A 17224-nucleotide genomic window follows, 5' to 3' on the forward strand; every position below is an offset into this window, starting at 1 on the left:
CATCAGATTTCCTCGTAAAGCGGCAACGTCAGAAATTCGGTGAATTGCTCCGACGTCGACATCTTTTCGAAGATTTGCGCAGCCCGCTCGTAGGGCGTGATATCGCCGCCGACGGCCTGCTTCACTTTTTCGAGCTCCTCCTTCGCGAGCGCACTCACGAGTTCACCACTCACCTTGCGGCCGTCGTCGAGCTTGCCCTTCGGCGAGCGAATCCATTGCCACACCTGCGAGCGCGAGATTTCTGCCGTCGCGGCGTCTTCCATCAAATTGTGGATCGGCACGCAGCCGTTGCCGGCCAGCCACGAGCCGAGATAGTGGATGCCGACGTTGATGTTATTGCGCAAGCCGGCCTCGGTGATCGGCGCTTCGGGCCGGAAGTCGAGCAGATCTTTTGCCGTGACCTGCACGTCGTCGCGAAGCTTTGCGATTTGATTTGGCCGATCGCCCAACACGTTCACGAACGCTTCCATTGCGATCGGCACCAGGCCCGGATGGGCGACCCAGCCGCCGTCGTAGCCGTCGGTGGCATCGCGGGTTTTGTCGGAGCGCACACCCGCCATCGCTTTTTCGTTTGCTGCGGGATCGTTCTTGATCGGAATCAGTGCGCTCATGCCGCCAATTGCCGGCGCATTGCGTTTATGGCAAGTCTTTAGCAATTGCAGCGCATAGGCGCGCATGAAAGGCACCGTCATCGTGATTTGGCTGCGATCGGCCAAACAGAAATCTTTGTCGCTTTTGAATTTCTTGATGGCCGAAAAGATGTAGTCCCACCGGCCCGCATTGAGCCCCGAGCTATGCTCGCGCAGTTCGTAAAGGATCTCGTCCATTTCGAACGCGGCCAGAATGGTCTCGATCAACACGGTCGCGCGAATCGTGCCGCGCGGCAGCCCCAACGCTTCTTGCGCGGCCACGAACACGTCATTCCACAGCCGCGCTTCAAGATGGCTTTCGAGTTTCGGCAGATAGAAGTAGGGCCCGCTGCCGCGCGCAAGCAATTCCTTTGCGTTGTGAAAGAGGTAGAGCGCGAAATCGAAGATCCCGCCGGACACGCGCTGGCCATCCACTTTCACATGCTTTTCGTCAAGGTGCCAGCCACGCGGGCGCACGATCAGCGTGGCGGTTTTATCGTTGAGCCGATACTGCTTGCCGTTTTGTTCGAGCGAGATCGTGCGACGCACCGCATCCATCAGATTCAAATGACCGGTGATCTGGTTGTGCCAGTTCGGCGTGTTCGAATCTTCGAAATCGGTCATGTACGCATCGGCACCCGAATTGAGCGCGTTGATGATCATCTTGCGCTCGACGGGCCCGGTGATTTCGACGCGACGGCATGCCAGATCACGCGGCAGCGCGGCAATCTTCCAGTCGTCTTCGCGGATGGCCTTGGTCTCGCTCAGGAAGTCAGGCCGCTCGCCGGCGTCGAGTCGCCGCGTGCGCGCTTGGCGCGCTTTGAGCAACTCGCGGCGGCGCGCGTCGAATGCACGATGCAGTGTCGCTACCAATGTCAGTGCATCGGGCGTCAGGATCGTTTCGAAGCCGGGTTCGATGGGGGCGGTGATTTCGATGCCTTGCGGCAGCGACAGCGGGTTCGCCATGAGTTTCTCCTTGGTCGGTCAGATGGCAAAAAATGCGGTTACTTCATGTGTGGTGGGTTCGCTTCGCCGGTTCGATGAATGCAATCAGCGCGGCCATGTCGCTGCCGCTCGCGTGCGGCTCGATGCCCAGCGCTTCAGTGGGCGCGTTCGCACGATTGATCCAAAACGTGGTGTAGCCGAACCAGCCCGCGCCCGCGACATCCCAGCCATTCGACGAAACGAAGACGATGTCCTGCGCGCGTGCATCGAACGTGCGAGTGCCGAGCGCGTAAGCACGCGGCGACGGTTTGTACGCCCGCGCCGCGTCGACCGACAGCACGTGATCGAACAGGCCCGTCATGCCGGCGCTTTTGACAGCCACGTCGAGCATCGGAGGGTTGCCGTTCGACAGAATGCCGAGCTTGATCGGTTCGCCGTCGGCCCCCCGGCATGCGCGCAGCTTTTGCAGAGCCGGTACCGCGTCGGGATACGCCGACAGGCACGCATATTCGTCCATCAAGCGTTTTTCGCCGGCCGCGTCGAGCGGCAGTTCGAGTCGACGCGCGGCGTAGCGCAACGCATCGCGCGTGATGTCCCAGAACGGGCGATAGCGGCCGCCATCCGGATCAGCCAGCGTTCGAAGCTGCGAGTACTCGATTTGTTTCGTGCGCCACAGTTGGGAGAGTGTCACGCCGTTGCCCGGGTAAAGCTGTTCGGCTGCGGCGACGACCGAATACACGTCGAATAGCGTGCCGTAGGCGTCGAACAGCACTGCTTTCGGAAGGCTGCGAGAGCTGGCGGACATAGGCATTGTTTTGCTCGTCGGAGTGGATGTTATCGATTCTATTAGTAATTGTTTATGACCAAAACGCCAGCTATCGTCACTTGATCTTTGACTTTTTGTTGCATAATCTCGGCGTCTCCATGCATCGCCCTTTGGGCATTCGGCGGATTCCATGGCGCGGTTCAAGCAGATTGAAACTTTTGTGGCCGTGGCGGCGAAGGGCAGTCTCTCGGCGGCCGCGCAGGCCGAGGGCATAGCTCCGGCCATGATCGGACGTCGGCTTGATGCGCTCGAAGAGCGGCTCGGCGTGAAACTGTTCGTGCGCACCACGCGCAAGCTGACACTGACGTTCGAAGGCTCCGCATTTCTCGAAGACTGTCAGCGTATCCTTCGCGAGCTGCACGACGCCGAAGCGAGCGTATCGGCCGGCGGCGTCAAGGCCAGCGGCCATCTTCGCGTGTCGGCTCCAGCCGGATTCGGCCGCAAACATGTTGCACCGCTGCTGCCGCTGTTCGCCTCGGCGCACCCGGACGTCACGGTTACGCTCGATTTGTCCGATCGGCTCGTCGACCTCGTCAACGAAGGGTTCGACTGCGCGATCCGGCTCGGCGAGTTGCCCGATTCCTCGCTCGTTTCGTTGAAGCTCGGCGAGAACCGGCGCGTGTGCGTTGCGGCGCCCAGTTACCTCGAACGGAACGGTGTGCCTGCAACGCTCGACGAACTCGCGCGGCATAACTGTCTTGCGCTCGCAGCGAATGCGAACCAGCAACGCGCGTGGAGCTTTATGCGCGAGGGAGAAGCGGTATCGATCAAGGTGTCCGGCACGATGGAGTGCTCCGATGGTGCCGTGCTGCACGAATGGTGCCTGGCGGGCTACGGGCTCGCTTGGCGCTCGTGGTGGGAAGTCGGCGCCGATATCGCCGCGGGCCGCCTGCTGAGCGTGCTCGATCGGTTCGAGGCGCCGCCTGTCGGTATTCATGCCGTCTTTGCCCAGCGGCGTCACTTGCCTTTGCGCGTGAGGCTCTTTCTCGATTTCCTCAAGCACACCTATGCCGCGGCCGACTACTGGCAATAGTGTCAGGCGGGTTTTCGATATGCGGAGTGTCCCGTAGGGCGGCGAAACCGGCGCGGCCTGGGCACTACAATCGATCTGACGCGCACCCGTGCGCCGGGGCGGCGACGCAGCGTCGGCCGGCGTCGAGCAATGCCGCCAACTAGGGGAAAGGGCCATGTTCAAGCACATTCTCGTTCCGACCGATGGTTCCGAGCTGTCGCAAAAGGCGATCGATGGCGCGATCGATCTGGCGCGAACCGTTGGTGCGCGTGTGACGGCCTATACGTGTCTGCCGCAGTATCCGTACTCGCCGTTCCCGGAGGTGCCCGCGGAGGCGCCGGAGGATTTCCAGGCGCGCAGCGAGCGTGAGGCGCAATCGCACTTGCATGAGATCGAAAATGCCGCGCAGCGCGTTGGGGTGGCGTGCGCTTGTCTGGTCAGCGTCCACCCGTCACCGTTTCTCGGCATCATCGACGCAGCCGAACGCGGCGGCTGTGACGTGATTTTCATGGCCTCTCACGGGCGGCGTGGGCTTGGCGGTGTACTGATCGGCGGCGAGACACAGCGCGTGCTCACGCACACCAAGCTCCCCGTTGTGGTCTACCGATAACGCGGCGCGCAGCGCTTTTACGCGCTGCGCCGTTTGCCGCTTAATCGCTAGCCTGATCGCTTGCTCGGCTTCCTCGGCTTGCTCAAGCAACCTTCTTTGCATCGAAGAACTGCTCGTCTTCGGTGGAGCCATGCAGTGCCGTCGTCGATGCGTCGCGCTCGACCGTCTGCGTCACCGCATCGAAGTACCCCGTGCCGACTTCGCGCTGATGCTTGACGGCGGTGAAACCCTTTTCCGCGGCGGAGAACTCGGCCTGTTGCAACTCGACGAACGCGCTCATCTGTGTGCGCGCATAACCGTGCGCAAGATTGAACATCGAGTAGTTGAGCGCGTGGAAACCGGCGAGCGTGATGAACTGGAACTTATAGCCCATCGCGCCCAGTTCCTTTTGGAATTTGGCGATGGTCGCATCGTCGAGGTTCTTCTTCCAATTGAACGACGGCGAGCAGTTGTATGAAAGCAGCTTGCCGGGAAATTGCTTGTGAATCGCTTCGGCGAACTTCTTCGCGTACTCAAGATCAGGCTTGCCGGTTTCGCACCAGATCAAGTCGGCATAAGGCGCGTACGCGAGCCCACGCGACACAGCCTGCTCGAGGCCCGGTTTCGTGCGATAGAAGCCTTCCACGGTGCGCTCGCCCGTCAGGAACGGACGATCGTTCTCGTCGACGTCCGAGGTGACGAGATCGGCCGCTTCGGCGTCGGTTCGCGCAATCAGCACAGTCGGCACACCGCAGACGTCGGCTGCCAGGCGCGCTGCCGTCAGCTTCGCGACATTTTCTCGCGTCGGCACGAGCACCTTGCCGCCCATGTGGCCGCACTTCTTGACCGATGCAAGTTGATCTTCGAAATGCACGCCGGCAGCACCAGCCTCGATCATGGCCTTCATCAGTTCGAACGCGTTCAGCACGCCGCCGAAACCGGCTTCCGCATCGGCGACGATCGGCGCAAAGAAGTCGATATACCCTTCATCGCCCGGGTTCTTGCCTTCGGACCATTGGATCTGGTCCGCACGAGTGAGCGTGTTGTTGATGCGCTTCACGACGAGCGGCACGGAGTTCGCCGGATAAAGAGATTGGTCCGGGTACATTTCGCCGGCGACATTCGCATCGCCCGCGACTTGCCAGCCCGACAGATAGATGGCCTTGAGCCCGGCTTTGACTTGCTGCATGGCCTGGTTGCCTGTCAGCGCGCCCAGCGCATTGACGAAGGGCTGCGTGTTGATCGCGTCCCACAGTTTTTCAGCGCCATGCTTGGCCAGCGTATGTTCGACTTGCAGCGAGCCGCGCAGGCGAACCACGTCGTCCGCGGTATAGGTGCGCTTGATGCCTTTCCAACGTGCATCCGTTTCCCATTGCTGCTGAAGTGCTTGTGCTTGCTTTTGACGTGACATGGCGTGCTCCCGGTTGCTTTAAGAGAAAAAAGCCCAATTCGCTGTTCATCGGCTCGTGCCGGTGGCGAAGTCTTATATAAGAGTCTAGGCAAACCTGGAGCGCGACAACAGTCATGTCGCCGTCTTTTTGAGACATTTATTGTCTCTTTAAATCAAATGCTTGTCTTATATATTTCGAGATGTGAAATGCTGTTTTTCATGCCGCAACACCGTTTGTTGTGCCACGCAGCACAACTTTTTACGACACAAAAGAATTTACCGCATTGTGAAATGCCGCGCGAAGACGAAAAAAAACCGGCGCTTGGGGCGCCGGTCTCGTGTCAGACGTCAAAAGACGTCAGTTGCTAGGTTGCTTGCCGCGTTCGTTAGCTGCCGCGGCGCGCGCCGCGCGCCGTGTCGCCACGTCGGCCCTGATAGCCGTCGCGCGAGCCGCCGGCCGGGCGGGGGCCGCCGTTGCCGCGGCTGTCGCCATGGCCGAACGACGTGCCGTTGCCGCGCGCTGGGCTGCCCGTGCTGGAGCCGAAACGACGCCCGGTGCTGTTACCGCCAGGACGGCCACGGCCGCCGCTGCCGCCGAGCCCGCCGCGGCTATTCGCCGGCGGCGCTTTGCGCGGCTCGAAACCCACGACGACATTGACTGGCAACGAGGCCCGCACGAAGCGTTCGATGCGCTTGAGCGTTCCCGTCTCCGCGTGATGCACGAGGCTCACCGCGGTGCCCGTGCGGCCGGCGCGGCCTGTGCGGCCGATGCGGTGCACGTAGTCTTCGGCGAACTTCGGCAGGTCGTAGTTGAACACGTGCGTGACGCCGGGGATGTCAATTCCACGCGCGGCGACATCGGTTGCCACGAGCACGCGCACACGGCGCTCGCGCAATGCGCGGATCGTGCGATTACGCGCGCCTTGCGGCAAATCGCCATGCAGCGCGGCCGATGCAAAGCCTGCGTCGGCCAAGCGGCCGGCCAGTTGGTCGGCTTCGCTCTTCGTCGCCGTAAAGACGATGGCCTGATCGAGTGCCGAGTCGCGCAGCAGGTGATCGAGCAGGCGGTCTTTGTGATCGCGGTCGTCCACGTAATGCACGGCCTGTGCGATGTTGGCGCGCGATTCGGCACGGTGTTCGATCTCGATACGCTCGGGGTTGCGCAGCAGACGGCCCGTGAGCGAGCCGATCTTGCCGTCGAGCGTGGCCGAGAACAACATCGTCTGGCGCGTGGCCGGCGTGGCAGCGACAATCGTCTCGATATCGTCGATGAAGCCCATGTCGAGCATGCGATCGGCTTCGTCGAGCACGAGCAGTTGCAACTGCGAGAGGTCGATGCGGCCGCGTTCGAGATGGTCGAGCAGGCGTCCCGGCGTGGCGACGAGGATCTCGGGGTTCTTTGCGAGCAGCGTCAATTGCTGGCCGTATGCGACGCCGCCGAGAATGCTGACGGTGCGCAAGCGGCGCAGGTGTTTGCCGTAGGTCGATGCGGCCGTGGTCACTTGCATCGCGAGTTCGCGCGTGGGCGTGAGCACGAGCATGCCGGGGCGTGCGACGGGCGGGCCGCGGCGCGTGCGCTGCTCGCCAGTGGCTTCGCGCGGCTGGCTGGCCGACGTCTTTTGCAACTGAGCAAACCGTTCGATGGCGGGCAGCATGAACGCGGCAGTTTTGCCGGAGCCGGTGGGGCTCGAAACGAGCAGATCGCGGCCGGCGATACCGGCCGGGATCGCGCGCTCTTGCACGGGCGTCGGGCTGACATAGCCCGCGGCCATCAGTGCCGACACGATCTCGGGCGACAAGCCGAGAGCGGCAAAGCCCGCGCCGGCCGGTGCCGCATCGGTTTCGCTCAGATCAATAGCGGAGCCGGCAGCACTGGCTGCTTCGGGCAACGCGATATCGAGGGCAAGTGCGCGATCGGCGACGGCGGTAAGCGGGGAAGTAAAGCTCGAAGTCATGAGAATCCTTGGAACAACGCAGGAAAGGAACGTCGGCGCCAATCGGCATCACCCAAGTCGTCGGATTCAGCATGCAAAACAGCAGCGAGCAAATCGAAAAACGGGGGCAGCCCGCAAATTGCGGCGAGCTTTTCGTTAGAAGCTGTATCGGATACGGGATGCCGATCATGGCATCGCCGCCAGCCTGGTATGAGACGGCCCGCGGGGCCTAGGCAGAAGGGGACAGTTCTAAACTGGATTGGAGCAAAACGCTACGGAGCACATCGGCCAAACGGCGCCAGGGGCAACCGCTCGTGCGAGGCACAGCGCGCAGTATAACGGTTATTGCTGCGCTGCGCCACCGTTTCGACCGAGTCGTTTCGACAGAGTCCGTTGCTTCGATTGCGAAACCGGCCGTCCAACTCCCGCGTGTCAGCCCCCCGTCCCGCTTTTCAGCGATTCGACGAGCTCGATATATTGCGTTTTGGCTTGGTCCTGTGCTGTGCCCTTGAGCGAGGCCCACGCATCATATTTGTATTTTCCGACGGGGTCGGCGAAGCCCGGTTTTTCGCCGCTCACATCGCCTTGGGTGCCCTGCTTGAAGAGCGCATAAAGGCGCAGCAAGGTCATGTTGCCTGGCTTTTCGGTCAGTGTTTTGACGTCGACCTGCGCTTGTTCGAAGCGCGCATCGAGTGTGCTCATATCATTCTCCTGGTGTGGCCTTAAGGCGCCCGATCATAGCAAGCGAGATCGGTCAAAAAGTGGAGCGACGCCTCCAAACAGGAAGCAGAGGCACGCATGAGGTACGCATCGTCCATGCCGGAAGCCGCTTGCGCCGCATTACAATAGCGGCCATGACTCGAACCGTTTTGCTTGCTCTCGATACGTCGACCGAATACTGTTCGGTCGCGCTGCTGTGCTCCGATTCGCCGGCCGACGCGGCTCGTGCTCCCGGTTCGTTGGCGCCGCGCGTTTGGGCGCGTCATCAGAAAACCGGCGCGGTCTCGAGTGCGCGCGTGCTGCCCGCCGTCAGGGAATTGTGCGACGAAGCTGGCTTCGTGTTGAGCGATTGCAGCGCCGTCGCGTTCGGCGCGGGCCCCGGCTCGTTTACCGGCCTGCGCACCGCCACGGGCGTGGCGCAAGGTCTCGCATTTGGATTGTCGCTGCCCGTCGTGCCCGTGAGCACGCTGCTTACCTGTGCCGAAAGTGCGCGCTTGCGCGACCCAGCCGCGCGTCGCGTGCTCGCGGCGCTCGATGCGCGCATGGACGAGATCTACTGGGCCGAATACGATTGGGACGAAGCGGCCGGCGAATGGCGCACGCTCGCGGCACCAGCGCTTGGTCAGCCGTCTGCCATCGTGGTGCCAGACGTGCCGTTCACGCTGGCGGGCAATGCCGCGGCGGCTTTCGGTTCGCGTCTGGGCTTGGCGTTGAGCGCGGCGCGCGTCGTCGACGAGCAAGCCGTGCCCGATGCGACACCGCTGGCGCACGTGGCGCTGCGTGCCTATCACGCCGGCCGGACGGTGCCGGCGGACCGCGCGGCGCCCGAGTACGTGCGTGACAAGGTCGCGCAAACAACGGCGGAGCGGCTTGCCGCGCGCTCGATGCAGCAGGGGGAGCGTGGGCGATGAGCGGTGTGTTGCTCGCAGACCGGTACATGTCGCCTATGACCGATGCGGATCTCGATGAAGTCGCGTTGGTCGAACGGGAAGCTTACGAATTTCCGTGGTCGCGCGGTAACTTCGAGGATTCCCTGCGCAACGGCTATTTCGGTGTGTGCATGCGGCATGTGACGGGCACGCTCATTGGCTATTGCGTGCTGATGCCGGTGGTCGACGAAATGCATTTGCTGAACTTGTGCGTCGCGCCTCCGGCGCAGCGCAACGGGGCCGGCCTCGCGCTATTGCGCGAAGCGGCCCGCATAGCGCGCGGCAAGGGCTTGGCCGGCCTGCTGTTGGAGGTCCGGCCCTCCAATGTGCGCGCTGTGAAACTTTACGAGCGGTTCGGCTTCATGACGATTGGTCGCCGTAAGAACTACTATCCGGCCCGGCACCGCGGCCGTGAGGATGCACTTGTCATGCGATTCATGTTTCCTGCGGAGGGCGCGTATGGCGCTCGATGAAACCGCGCTCGACATACTCGGGCTTGCGCCGCTCTGGTCCCAGCGCGGTGCGCAGCCGCATGCCGATATTGTCGGCGATGCACCGGTGGGCGAGCCGCTTGCACCCCAGGCCGATTTGCAACGTGCGCAGCCGGCGGTGACGTCGGATGTGCTCGATGCCCCGCCTGCGGGACCGAGCGCTGATCCCGTTCATGCTCTCGGCTGGGATGCGCTTGAGGCACGCGTGTCCGGCTGCGAGCGGTGCCGCCTATGTGAAAAGCGAACGAATGCCGTTTTCGGGGTGGGCGACCGGCAAGCCGATTGGATGCTGATCGGCGAGGCCCCCGGCGAAAACGAAGACAAGCTCGGTGAACCGTTCGTCGGCCAAGCGGGCAAGTTGCTCGATGGCATGCTGCGTGCGCTTTCGCTCGCGCGGGGCGACAACGTTTATATCGCCAACGTCGTCAAATGCCGGCCACCGGGCAACCGCAATCCCGAGCCTGACGAAGTGGCCCGTTGCGAGCCTTACCTTCGACAGCAGGTGGCGTTGCTCAAGCCGAAGCTGATCGTCGCGCTGGGCCGCGTGGCTGCACAAAACCTGCTGAAGACCGACGCGAGCATTTCATCGCTGCGGGGGCGCATTCATCGCTACGAGGACGTGCCGGTCATCGTGACCTACCATCCCGCCTATTTGCTGCGAAGCCTGCCCGACAAAGCGAAAGCGTGGGTTGACCTGTGCCTCGCGCACGATACCTATCGGCAGGCGCTGGCTGATGGGGCGGCGCGGTGAACCCGCCCGGGCCGGCCGCCGATGCCGCGCTCGGCGCATCAGTCGGCACATCGGTCGACATATCACTCGATCGGTTTAACGACCCGATCGTGCGGGACTTGGCGTGGCTGCTGCTCAGCGCGCCGCTGCTGCGGGCGCAGTCTCCGATCGGCAAACTGGCGGTGCCGTTCGAATCGGCGGAGGAAGAGGCGGCCACAATGGCTTGGCTGCTTGCGCTCGATCGCGATCCCGCGACATTGCGCGAGCACATCGGCGCGTTACGGCTCACGCGGCTTGGGCGCTACGCCGAATGTTTGCTCGCGTTTTTCTTGCGGCACGGGCCCGCGCTGCGGCTCGTCGCGGCGAACGTGGCGCTGCGACGTGCGGGGCGCACCTTGGGCGAATGCGATTTCCTTGTCGAAACCGCGCGCGGTGATCGTCTTCATTGGGAGCTCGCTGTCAAATGCTATCTGCATGCGGGTGGCGAACGCGCTTCGTTGGCGGACTACGTCGGCCCGAGTCTGCAAGACCGCTTCGATCTCAAGCTCGCCCACTTGCTCGATCATCAGTTGCCGCTTTCCGCGCGCGAGGAATTCTCGTCGCTCGGCCACATCGGTCCGTGGGAGCCTCAGATGTTCATCAAGGGCTGGCTTTTTTATCGATGGTGCCCGCTCGCTGACGCAGCCGTGCTGCCGCCGGTGCCGGGCGCGGTGCACGCCTCCCATGCCCAAGGGTTCTGGGTCACACATTCTCAGTGGGCAGAGTTTGCGGCTGACCATCACCATAACAATAGGGAGAGGTGGACGGTCTTGCCGCGTCTTGCGTGGCTTGCGCCGCGTCGCTACGAGCAGGGGGCCGATGCGTTGATGAGCGCCGATGTGTTGGCAGCGAGGCTCGCCGAACTAAACGCAAACGGTCCGACGATGGTTGCCGCGTTCGCGCGCGCGGGCAGCGCTCAGCCGTGGCATGAAAGCAGGCGTGGCTTCGTGGTGCCGGACGACTGGCCCGAGCAGGCCGCCGCGTTTGCCCAGGGCGCTTACCACCAGCGATAAAAATGATGGAGCGGCCCGATGCCGCTGCCGACGGTAAGCCGCTCGCTTTCGCGCATAGCATCGAGCAGATACGCTTTGGCGTCCGCAATCGCGTTGGCTAAGTCGGTGCGCTGCGGCATCAAGGCGGCGATAGCGGCCGATAGCGTACAGCCCGTGCCATGCGTGTGCGGCACCGGGAGCCGGGCGGCGCCAAAACGCTGGACGCCGTCCGCTTGAACGAGCCAATCGGGGCTTTCGGACGCTGGCAGATGGCCGCCTTTCATCAGCACAGCCCGCGCACCCAACGTGAGCAGCGTTTGGGCCTGCTCGAGCATCGCGGCTTCGTCGGCGGCGGGTTCGGCATCGACGAGCGCGGCCGCTTCAGGCAGATTCGGTGTGACGAGCGTCGCGAGCGGCATCAGCTCGCTGCGTAGCGCAGCGACGGCGTCGGGCGCGAGCAGCGCGTGCCCGCTCTTCGAGATCATGACGGTATCGAGCACGACGTAAGGCGGACGATATCGGCGCAACGCATGCGCGACTGCCCGCACGATCTGCGCATTGGCCAGCATGCCGATCTTTACCGCTTCGAACTGAATATCGCCGAAGACAGCGTCGAGCTGCGCCGTGACGAATGCCGGATCGGGCACGTGGACTGCGACGACGCCGTGCGTATTCTGCGCGGTAAGCGCGGTAACGACGCTCGCGCCGTAGGCACCGAGCGCCGAAAACGTCTTGAGGTCGGCCTGAATGCCGGCGCCGCCGCCGGAATCGGAACCGGCGATCGTCAGCACGTTAGGGATGGTGCGGGACATGGTGGGAGGTTTCAGGGGGGCAGCCGCCGGCCGCGACTCAATGTTTGACTTCGCCGATCAGCGCGACGGCGTCGAACGCGCGCTGATTGGCCTGATGCCGCCGCATCACGAGCCACATCATCAGACAGACGAACGTCCCGAACAGCACGATGACGATCGACACCTGAACGTCGAGCCATACCAGCACCGCATAAAGACAGAGCATCACGAGCACGGACAGATTCTCGTTGAAGTTCTGCACGGCGATCGAATGCCCGGCCGACAACAGCACGTGCCCGCGATGCTGCAACAGTGCGTTCATCGGCACGACGAAAAAGCCCGAGAGCGCGCCGACCACCATCAGAAACAAATAGGCGACGATCAGATAGCCGGGGACGTGCAGCCGCCCGAAGTACAGCCCCCAGTTCGCCGGCACGATATGGCGCGTATAGAACGCCATCAGCATGACGGCGATGCCCATGATGATGCCGACGGGCAGCACAGTCAGCGACTTCTTGAGCGGGATTTTGGCGGCTGCCGCCATGGCTCCGACCGCCACGCCCACCGCCACGATGGCTTGCAAGATCGCGCCTTCCGAAAGCGACATGCCGAGCGACACCTCGGCCCATTTCAGCACGATGAACTGCAGCGTAGCGCCGGCGCCCCAAAAGAGCGTTGTCACGGCGAGCGAGATTTGTCCGAGCTTGTCGTGCCACAGCGTCAGGAAGCAATCGGCGAAGTCGGTAATGAGCTTGATGGGCCCATGTTGCTGCCGCGGGTAGCGCGCGCCGGTGTCGGGGATACGCAGATTGAATAGCGCGGCCACGACGTAGATGCCGACGATGATCACCATGGCCGCCTCGGCCGGCGTGGCGACGTACGGGAGCTTGTGCCGCAGGATATGCGCGGCGATGTGCGGGCTCACGAGCGCGCCGCCGAGCACGGTGCCCAGAATGATGGAGGCCACCGTCGTGCCCTCGATCCACCCATTGGCGGCAACGAGCCGCTCGGGTGGCAACAGTTCCGTGAGGATGCCGTATTTCGCCGGCGAGTAGGCGGCGGCGCCGAAACCGACGATGCCGTAAGCCAGCAGCGGGTGTGCGCCGACCAGCATGACGATGCACCCGACGATCTTGATCGTATTGGTGACGAACATCACGCGCCCTTTGGGGCGGGAGTCGGCAAAAGCGCCCACGAATGCCGCCAACACCACGTACGAGAGGACGAAGAACAGCTTGAGCAGCGGCGTCATCCAATTGGGGGCGTGCAGGTCTTTGAGCAGTGCAATGGCGGCGATCAGAAGGGCGCTATCGGCCAGCGACGAGAAAAACTGCGCGGCCATGATGGAATAAAAACCTTTTTTCATCTGATGCAGTGCTGTCCTCGCTGCGCCTCGTGAGCAGGCGTCCGCGAGGGACGCATTTAGGCCTATGCCGTTCGAAATGGGTTGTGCGCACGGCTTTATATCACGAAAATAGGTGCCTTCGGACGGCCGGCGCATTGCCCCAATTTTCGCGCGCAGCCGTTCGCCCGTGCCAAAGGAGCGCCGTGGGCGCCCGTTTTACCCTTAAGTTCTTACGAAAACGTCCATGCCGCGCCCGCTTCTCGCCACGATTCACACCGCCGCCTTAGCCAATAATCTCGCCGTTGCCCGCCGCCACGCGCCGAATTCGAAGGTCTGGGCAGTTGTCAAAGCCAATGCCTATGGCCACGGGCTTGCCCGCGCGTTCCCCGGTTTGCGCGCCACGGACGGTTTCGGGCTGCTCGATCTCGAAGAAGCGGCCAAGTTGCGCGAGCTCGGCTGGGCCGGGCCGATCCTGCTGCTCGAGGGTTTCTTCCGGCCCACTGATATCGATGTGATCGACCGCTACAGCCTGACCACGACGGTGCATTGCGACGAGCAGTTGCGCATGCTCGAAATGGCGCGCCTTTCGAAGCCGATCAACGTGCAATTGAAGATGAACACGGGGATGAACCGGCTCGGCTACACGCCGGAGAAGTTCCGCGCCGCGTGGGAGCGCGCGCGCGCGTGCCCGGGCGTCGGGCAAATCGTCCTGATGACGCACTTTGCCGACGCCGACGCCGAGCGCGGCATAGCCGAGCAAATGGCGGTGTTCGAGCGGGGCGCCGAAGGTATCGCGGGTAGCCGCAGCCTGGCCAATTCCGCCGCGACGCTTTGGCACCCGGAGGCCCATTTCGATTGGGTTCGTCCCGGTATCGTGCTGTACGGCGCGTCGCCTTCGGGCGTGACGGCGGCCATCGCCGGCCTGGGTTTGCAGCCGGCCATGACGCTCGCCTCCGAGCTGATCGCCGTGCAGACGCTGAGCGCCGGGCAGCGGGTCGGCTATGGCTCGATATTCACGGCGCCCGGCCCGATGCGGATCGGTGTCGTCGCGTGCGGTTACGCCGACGGCTATCCGCGCTGCGCGCCCGAAGGCACGCCGATCATTGTCGACGGCGTGCGCACGCGCGTGGTCGGGCGGGTCTCGATGGATATGCTCACGGTCGACCTGAGCCCGTGCCCGACAGCAGGCGTCGGCTCCCGCGTGGAGTTGTGGGGCGCGCAGCTGCCCATCGACGACGTCGCCGGCGCATGCGGGACGATCGGCTACGAGTTGATGTGCGCCGTGGCCCAACGCGTGCCCGTACGCGCAGAATAAGGCTTGATTGGTGGCAAAACAAAAAACGACGTATACGTGCAGCGAGTGCGGTGGCCAATCGCCCAAGTGGCAAGGCCAATGTCCGGCCTGCGGGGCGTGGAACACGCTGCTGGAGACGGTGGCGCCGGCAGCCGGCGCGCATCGCTTTCAATCGCTGACCAAAAGTGCACCGGTGCAGCGCCTGGCTGATATTGAAGCGGCGGATGTACCGCGGTTTTCCACCGGTATCGGCGAATTCGACCGCGTGCTGGGCGGCGGCTTTGTGGCGGGCGGGGTGGTGCTGATCGGCGGCGACCCGGGCATCGGCAAGTCGACGCTGTTATTGCAGTCGCTGGCCTCGCTGGCCGAGGATCGGCGCGCGCTCTATGTCAGCGGCGAGGAGTCCGCGGCCCAAATCGGCCTGCGCGCGCAGCGGCTCGCGTTGCTCGAGCCCGGCTCGAAGGCGTCCGAGCTTCAACTGCTCGCTGAAATCCAGCTCGAAAAGATTCAAGCGGCCATCGCCGAGGAGCGGCCTGATGTCGCCGTCGTCGATTCAATCCAAACCATTTATTCGGAGGCGCTCACGTCCGCGCCGGGTTCCGTCGCGCAGGTGCGCGAATGCGCCGCGCAGCTCACACGCATCGCCAAGCAAACGGGCACCACGATCGTCATGGTGGGGCACGTGACGAAAGAGGGCAGTCTCGCCGGGCCGCGTGTGCTCGAACACATCGTCGACACGGTCCTCTACTTCGAAGGCGACACGCATTCGTCGTTCCGGCTCGTGCGGGCCTTCAAGAATCGTTTCGGCGCGGTGAACGAGCTGGGCGTATTTGCGATGACGGAGCGCGGCTTGCGTGGCGTCGCCAATCCGTCGGCGCTCTTTTTGTCGCAGCACGAGCAGGTCGTGCCCGGTTCGTGTGTGCTCGTGACGCAGGAGGGGTCGCGGCCGTTGCTGGTCGAAGTCCAGGCGCTCGTCGATATGGCGCACGTGCCTAACCCGCGGCGGCTCGCGGTGGGTCTCGAGCAGAACCGGCTCGCGATGCTGCTCGCCGTGCTGCATCGGCATGCCGGCATCGCGTGCTTCGATCAGGACGTGTTTCTCAATGCCGTCGGGGGCGTGAAGATCGCCGAGCCGGCTGCCGATCTGGCGGTGCTGCTCGCGATTCATTCCTCGATGCGCAACAAGCCGCTGCCCAAGGGGTTGATCGTATTCGGGGAGGTGGGCCTCGCGGGCGAAATTCGGCCGTCGCCGCGCGGCCAGGAGCGGCTCAAGGAGGCCGCCAAGCTAGGCTTTACCGCCGCGCTGATACCGAAGGCGAATGCGCCGAAGCAGCCAATCGACGGTTTACAGGTCGTGGCTGTCGAGCGGATCGAACAAGCGATCGATCGGGTCAGGGAACTCGAATAGCGTCGCTCTCGGGTGGCCGGTTCGGCTATGTGGCAGTCCCGCTATTCCGCTATTCCGCTATTCGGCGCCATTCTCGGCGAAAAGCATGTGGCGGCGCGCCTCCTCGGCGCTCAGCACGGGCGACACGCAGCACTCGAGCGGCTCCAGTAGCTCAAGCCACGCCGACAGCGGCTGCGTGGCAAACCGTTCGGCCAACTCGCGCGTCAGCGCGGCTGCATCGGGCCCGCCGGTTGCCTGCCCGAGGCTCCAGTGACGGGTCGTCCAGTCTTCGCGCCCTAGCGCGCGACATAGCCGCTCCCAAAACTTGAGTTCCAGCGCACCCAGCGCCAGCCATCGCTCGTCGGCTGTGCGGTAGACGTTGTAGCAGGGCGCGCCGCCGTTCAGGAGCCCCTGGCCCGCGCGCAAATGTGCGAGCGCGGTGGGCTCGTTCTGCGCGTTGTCGAGCGAGGCTTGCGCGACGATATTGCAAGCGCGGATAGCATGCGTCATCGAGATATCGAGGAATGCGCCGTCGCCGCCGCGCGAGACTTTCCAAAGTGCGGCGAGAATCTGCGCGACGGCCGTCGACGCGCCGCCGAGGATATCCGCGATCTGAACGTTCGGGATAACGGGTTTGCCGTCGGCTGCCGCCATCTGATCGAGCACGCCCGCGTACGCGAGATAGTTGATGTCGTGTCCGGGCCGATGCGCAAACGGACCGTGCGCCCCATAGCCGGTAATAGCGCAATAGACGAGTTGCGAATTGACCTTCGCGAGGCTCGCGTAGTCGAGCCCCAGGCCTGCCATCACGCCAGGCCGGAAGCTCTCGACGAGCACGTGAGACTCCTTCACGAGCGCGCGCAACACCGTGCAGCCTGTTTCGGTCTTCAGATCGAGCCGTGTTTCGCGCTTGCCGCGATTGACGAGGCGATAAAAGGCGCTTGGCTTGCCCGCGGCCCGGTCGGCGGCGCTTTGCATCATCGAGCGCGCGCCGTCACCGGCGCCGGGCTCTTCGATCTTGAGCACGTCGGCACCGAGCTCCGCCAGCCGCAGCGTCGCAACCGGGCCGGGCAGCAGCCGCGTGAGATCGAGCACACGCAGACCTTGTAGCGGAGCATGCGTCGTCAACTAAACCTCCTGTCGGTCGATGATGGCGCAGCGCCCGTGCCCGATCGGCGCGC

16 protein-coding genes are annotated in these 17224 nt (G+C 63.6%); 8 read left to right on the plus strand and 8 right to left on the minus strand.

All coding sequences use genetic code 11. The features are described 5' to 3' along the window. Positions 1 to 2: 2 nt before the first annotated feature. Together aceB and ACSQ20_RS08090 are read right to left on the minus strand one after the other, a co-directional pair. Positions 3 to 1595, minus strand: coding sequence for a malate synthase A (gene aceB / locus ACSQ20_RS08085; protein WP_436018751.1), 1593 nt, complete (start codon positions 1593 to 1595; stop codon positions 3 to 5). Between the two features lie 43 nt (positions 1596 to 1638). Next, complete coding sequence (locus ACSQ20_RS08090) at positions 1639 to 2379, minus strand: haloacid dehalogenase type II (protein WP_436018753.1); 741 nt, start codon at positions 2377 to 2379, stop codon at positions 1639 to 1641. A 151-nt stretch (positions 2380 to 2530) separates the two neighbouring features. Here ACSQ20_RS08090 and ACSQ20_RS08095 point away from each other — a divergent pair, with 151 nt between their 5' ends. Continuing rightward, the gene (locus ACSQ20_RS08095) at positions 2531 to 3433 is read left to right on the plus strand and encodes a LysR family transcriptional regulator (protein ID WP_436018754.1); all 903 of its coding nucleotides are present in this window, start codon (positions 2531 to 2533) and stop codon (positions 3431 to 3433) included. A gap of 154 nt (positions 3434 to 3587) precedes the next feature. After that, positions 3588 to 4022, plus strand: coding sequence for a universal stress protein (locus ACSQ20_RS08100; protein ID WP_436018756.1), 435 nt, complete (start codon positions 3588 to 3590; stop codon positions 4020 to 4022). A gap of 82 nt (positions 4023 to 4104) precedes the next feature. Here ACSQ20_RS08100 and aceA read toward each other — a convergent pair whose 3' ends face one another. The 3 genes from aceA to ACSQ20_RS08115 form a co-directional block, all read right to left on the minus strand. Continuing rightward, entirely contained in the window at positions 4105 to 5412 is a 1308-nt protein-coding gene (gene aceA, locus ACSQ20_RS08105; RefSeq protein ID WP_436018758.1) for an isocitrate lyase, read from the minus strand. Between the two features lie 365 nt (positions 5413 to 5777). After that, positions 5778 to 7346 (minus strand): DEAD/DEAH box helicase, encoded by a 1569-nt coding sequence (locus ACSQ20_RS08110; protein ID WP_436018760.1) that lies wholly within the window; start codon positions 7344 to 7346, stop codon positions 5778 to 5780. 411 nt (positions 7347 to 7757) lie between these two features. Beyond that, positions 7758 to 8027 carry an acyl-CoA-binding protein gene (locus ACSQ20_RS08115; RefSeq protein WP_436018762.1) on the minus strand — a complete coding sequence of 90 codons (270 nt, stop codon included), beginning with the start codon at positions 8025 to 8027 and terminating at the stop codon, positions 7758 to 7760. Positions 8028 to 8179: 152 nt separating this feature from the next. Between ACSQ20_RS08115 and tsaB the strand changes: the two genes are divergently transcribed. The 4 genes from tsaB to ACSQ20_RS08135 are packed head-to-tail and all read left to right on the plus strand — an operon-like array spanning position 8180 to position 11247. After that, positions 8180 to 8956 carry a tRNA (adenosine(37)-N6)-threonylcarbamoyltransferase complex dimerization subunit type 1 TsaB gene (tsaB, locus tag ACSQ20_RS08120; RefSeq protein WP_436018764.1) on the plus strand — a complete coding sequence of 259 codons (777 nt, stop codon included), beginning with the start codon at positions 8180 to 8182 and terminating at the stop codon, positions 8954 to 8956. Continuing rightward, positions 8953 to 9447, plus strand: coding sequence for a ribosomal protein S18-alanine N-acetyltransferase (gene rimI / locus ACSQ20_RS08125; protein ID WP_436018766.1), 495 nt, complete (start codon positions 8953 to 8955; stop codon positions 9445 to 9447). Before tsaB ends, rimI begins: the two co-directional genes overlap by 4 nt. After that, positions 9434 to 10216, plus strand: a complete 783-nt coding sequence (locus ACSQ20_RS08130) for a uracil-DNA glycosylase (RefSeq protein ID WP_436018768.1) — start codon at positions 9434 to 9436, stop codon at positions 10214 to 10216. Before rimI ends, ACSQ20_RS08130 begins: the two co-directional genes overlap by 14 nt. Continuing rightward, complete coding sequence (locus ACSQ20_RS08135) at positions 10213 to 11247, plus strand: DUF1853 family protein (RefSeq protein ID WP_436018770.1); 1035 nt, start codon at positions 10213 to 10215, stop codon at positions 11245 to 11247. The genes ACSQ20_RS08130 and ACSQ20_RS08135 overlap by 4 nt, the downstream gene beginning before the upstream one ends. Here ACSQ20_RS08135 and thiD read toward each other — a convergent pair. Both thiD and lplT read right to left on the minus strand, forming a co-directional pair. After that, on the minus strand, positions 11232 to 12038 hold the full coding sequence (thiD, locus tag ACSQ20_RS08140; RefSeq protein ID WP_436018772.1) for a bifunctional hydroxymethylpyrimidine kinase/phosphomethylpyrimidine kinase: 807 nt from the start codon (positions 12036 to 12038) through the stop codon (positions 11232 to 11234). The genes ACSQ20_RS08135 and thiD overlap by 16 nt on opposite strands. 37 nt (positions 12039 to 12075) lie before the next feature. Continuing rightward, positions 12076 to 13383 carry a lysophospholipid transporter LplT gene (gene lplT, locus ACSQ20_RS08145; RefSeq protein ID WP_436018774.1) on the minus strand — a complete coding sequence of 436 codons (1308 nt, stop codon included), beginning with the start codon at positions 13381 to 13383 and terminating at the stop codon, positions 12076 to 12078. A 223-nt stretch (positions 13384 to 13606) separates the two neighbouring features. Here lplT and alr point away from each other — a divergent pair, with 223 nt between their 5' ends. Both alr and radA read left to right on the plus strand, forming a co-directional pair. Beyond that, on the plus strand, positions 13607 to 14677 hold the full coding sequence (gene alr / locus ACSQ20_RS08150; RefSeq protein ID WP_436018776.1) for an alanine racemase: 1071 nt from the start codon (positions 13607 to 13609) through the stop codon (positions 14675 to 14677). A 10-nt stretch (positions 14678 to 14687) separates the two neighbouring features. Continuing rightward, positions 14688 to 16064 (plus strand): DNA repair protein RadA, encoded by a 1377-nt coding sequence (gene radA / locus ACSQ20_RS08155; protein WP_436018778.1) that lies wholly within the window; start codon positions 14688 to 14690, stop codon positions 16062 to 16064. Between the two features lie 57 nt (positions 16065 to 16121). On the opposite strand, the gene ACSQ20_RS08160 is transcribed toward radA, so the two are convergent. Continuing rightward, the gene (locus ACSQ20_RS08160; RefSeq protein WP_436018780.1) at positions 16122 to 17171 is read right to left on the minus strand and encodes a CaiB/BaiF CoA transferase family protein; all 1050 of its coding nucleotides are present in this window, start codon (positions 17169 to 17171) and stop codon (positions 16122 to 16124) included. Positions 17172 to 17224: the final 53 nt, after the last annotated feature.

Origin of the sequence: Trinickia sp. LjRoot230, assembly GCF_964253315.1 — a bacterium.
Lineage (GTDB): Bacteria > Pseudomonadota > Gammaproteobacteria > Burkholderiales > Burkholderiaceae > Trinickia.

Excerpts from the sequence above, each read along its gene's own strand:
- lplT (WP_436018774.1), bottom strand. The coding sequence starts at position 13,383 with ATGAAAAAAGGTTTTTATTCCATCATGGCCGCGCAGTTTTTCTCGTCG.
- ACSQ20_RS08110 (WP_436018760.1), bottom strand. The coding sequence starts at position 7,346 with ATGACTTCGAGCTTTACTTCCCCGCTTACCGCCGTCGCCGATCGCGCA.
- aceA (WP_436018758.1), bottom strand. The coding sequence starts at position 5,412 with ATGTCACGTCAAAAGCAAGCACAAGCACTTCAGCAGCAATGGGAAACG.
- rimI (WP_436018766.1), top strand. The coding sequence starts at position 8,953 with ATGAGCGGTGTGTTGCTCGCAGACCGGTACATGTCGCCTATGACCGAT.
- aceB (WP_436018751.1), bottom strand. The coding sequence starts at position 1,595 with ATGGCGAACCCGCTGTCGCTGCCGCAAGGCATCGAAATCACCGCCCCC.
- ACSQ20_RS08090 (WP_436018753.1), bottom strand. The coding sequence starts at position 2,379 with ATGTCCGCCAGCTCTCGCAGCCTTCCGAAAGCAGTGCTGTTCGACGCC.
- ACSQ20_RS08095 (WP_436018754.1), top strand. The coding sequence starts at position 2,531 with ATGGCGCGGTTCAAGCAGATTGAAACTTTTGTGGCCGTGGCGGCGAAG.
- ACSQ20_RS08115 (WP_436018762.1), bottom strand. The coding sequence starts at position 8,027 with ATGAGCACACTCGATGCGCGCTTCGAACAAGCGCAGGTCGACGTCAAA.
- ACSQ20_RS08130 (WP_436018768.1), top strand. The coding sequence starts at position 9,434 with ATGGCGCTCGATGAAACCGCGCTCGACATACTCGGGCTTGCGCCGCTC.
- tsaB (WP_436018764.1), top strand. The coding sequence starts at position 8,180 with ATGACTCGAACCGTTTTGCTTGCTCTCGATACGTCGACCGAATACTGT.
- ACSQ20_RS08100 (WP_436018756.1), top strand. The coding sequence starts at position 3,588 with ATGTTCAAGCACATTCTCGTTCCGACCGATGGTTCCGAGCTGTCGCAA.
- thiD (WP_436018772.1), bottom strand. The coding sequence starts at position 12,038 with ATGTCCCGCACCATCCCTAACGTGCTGACGATCGCCGGTTCCGATTCC.
- alr (WP_436018776.1), top strand. The coding sequence starts at position 13,607 with ATGCCGCGCCCGCTTCTCGCCACGATTCACACCGCCGCCTTAGCCAAT.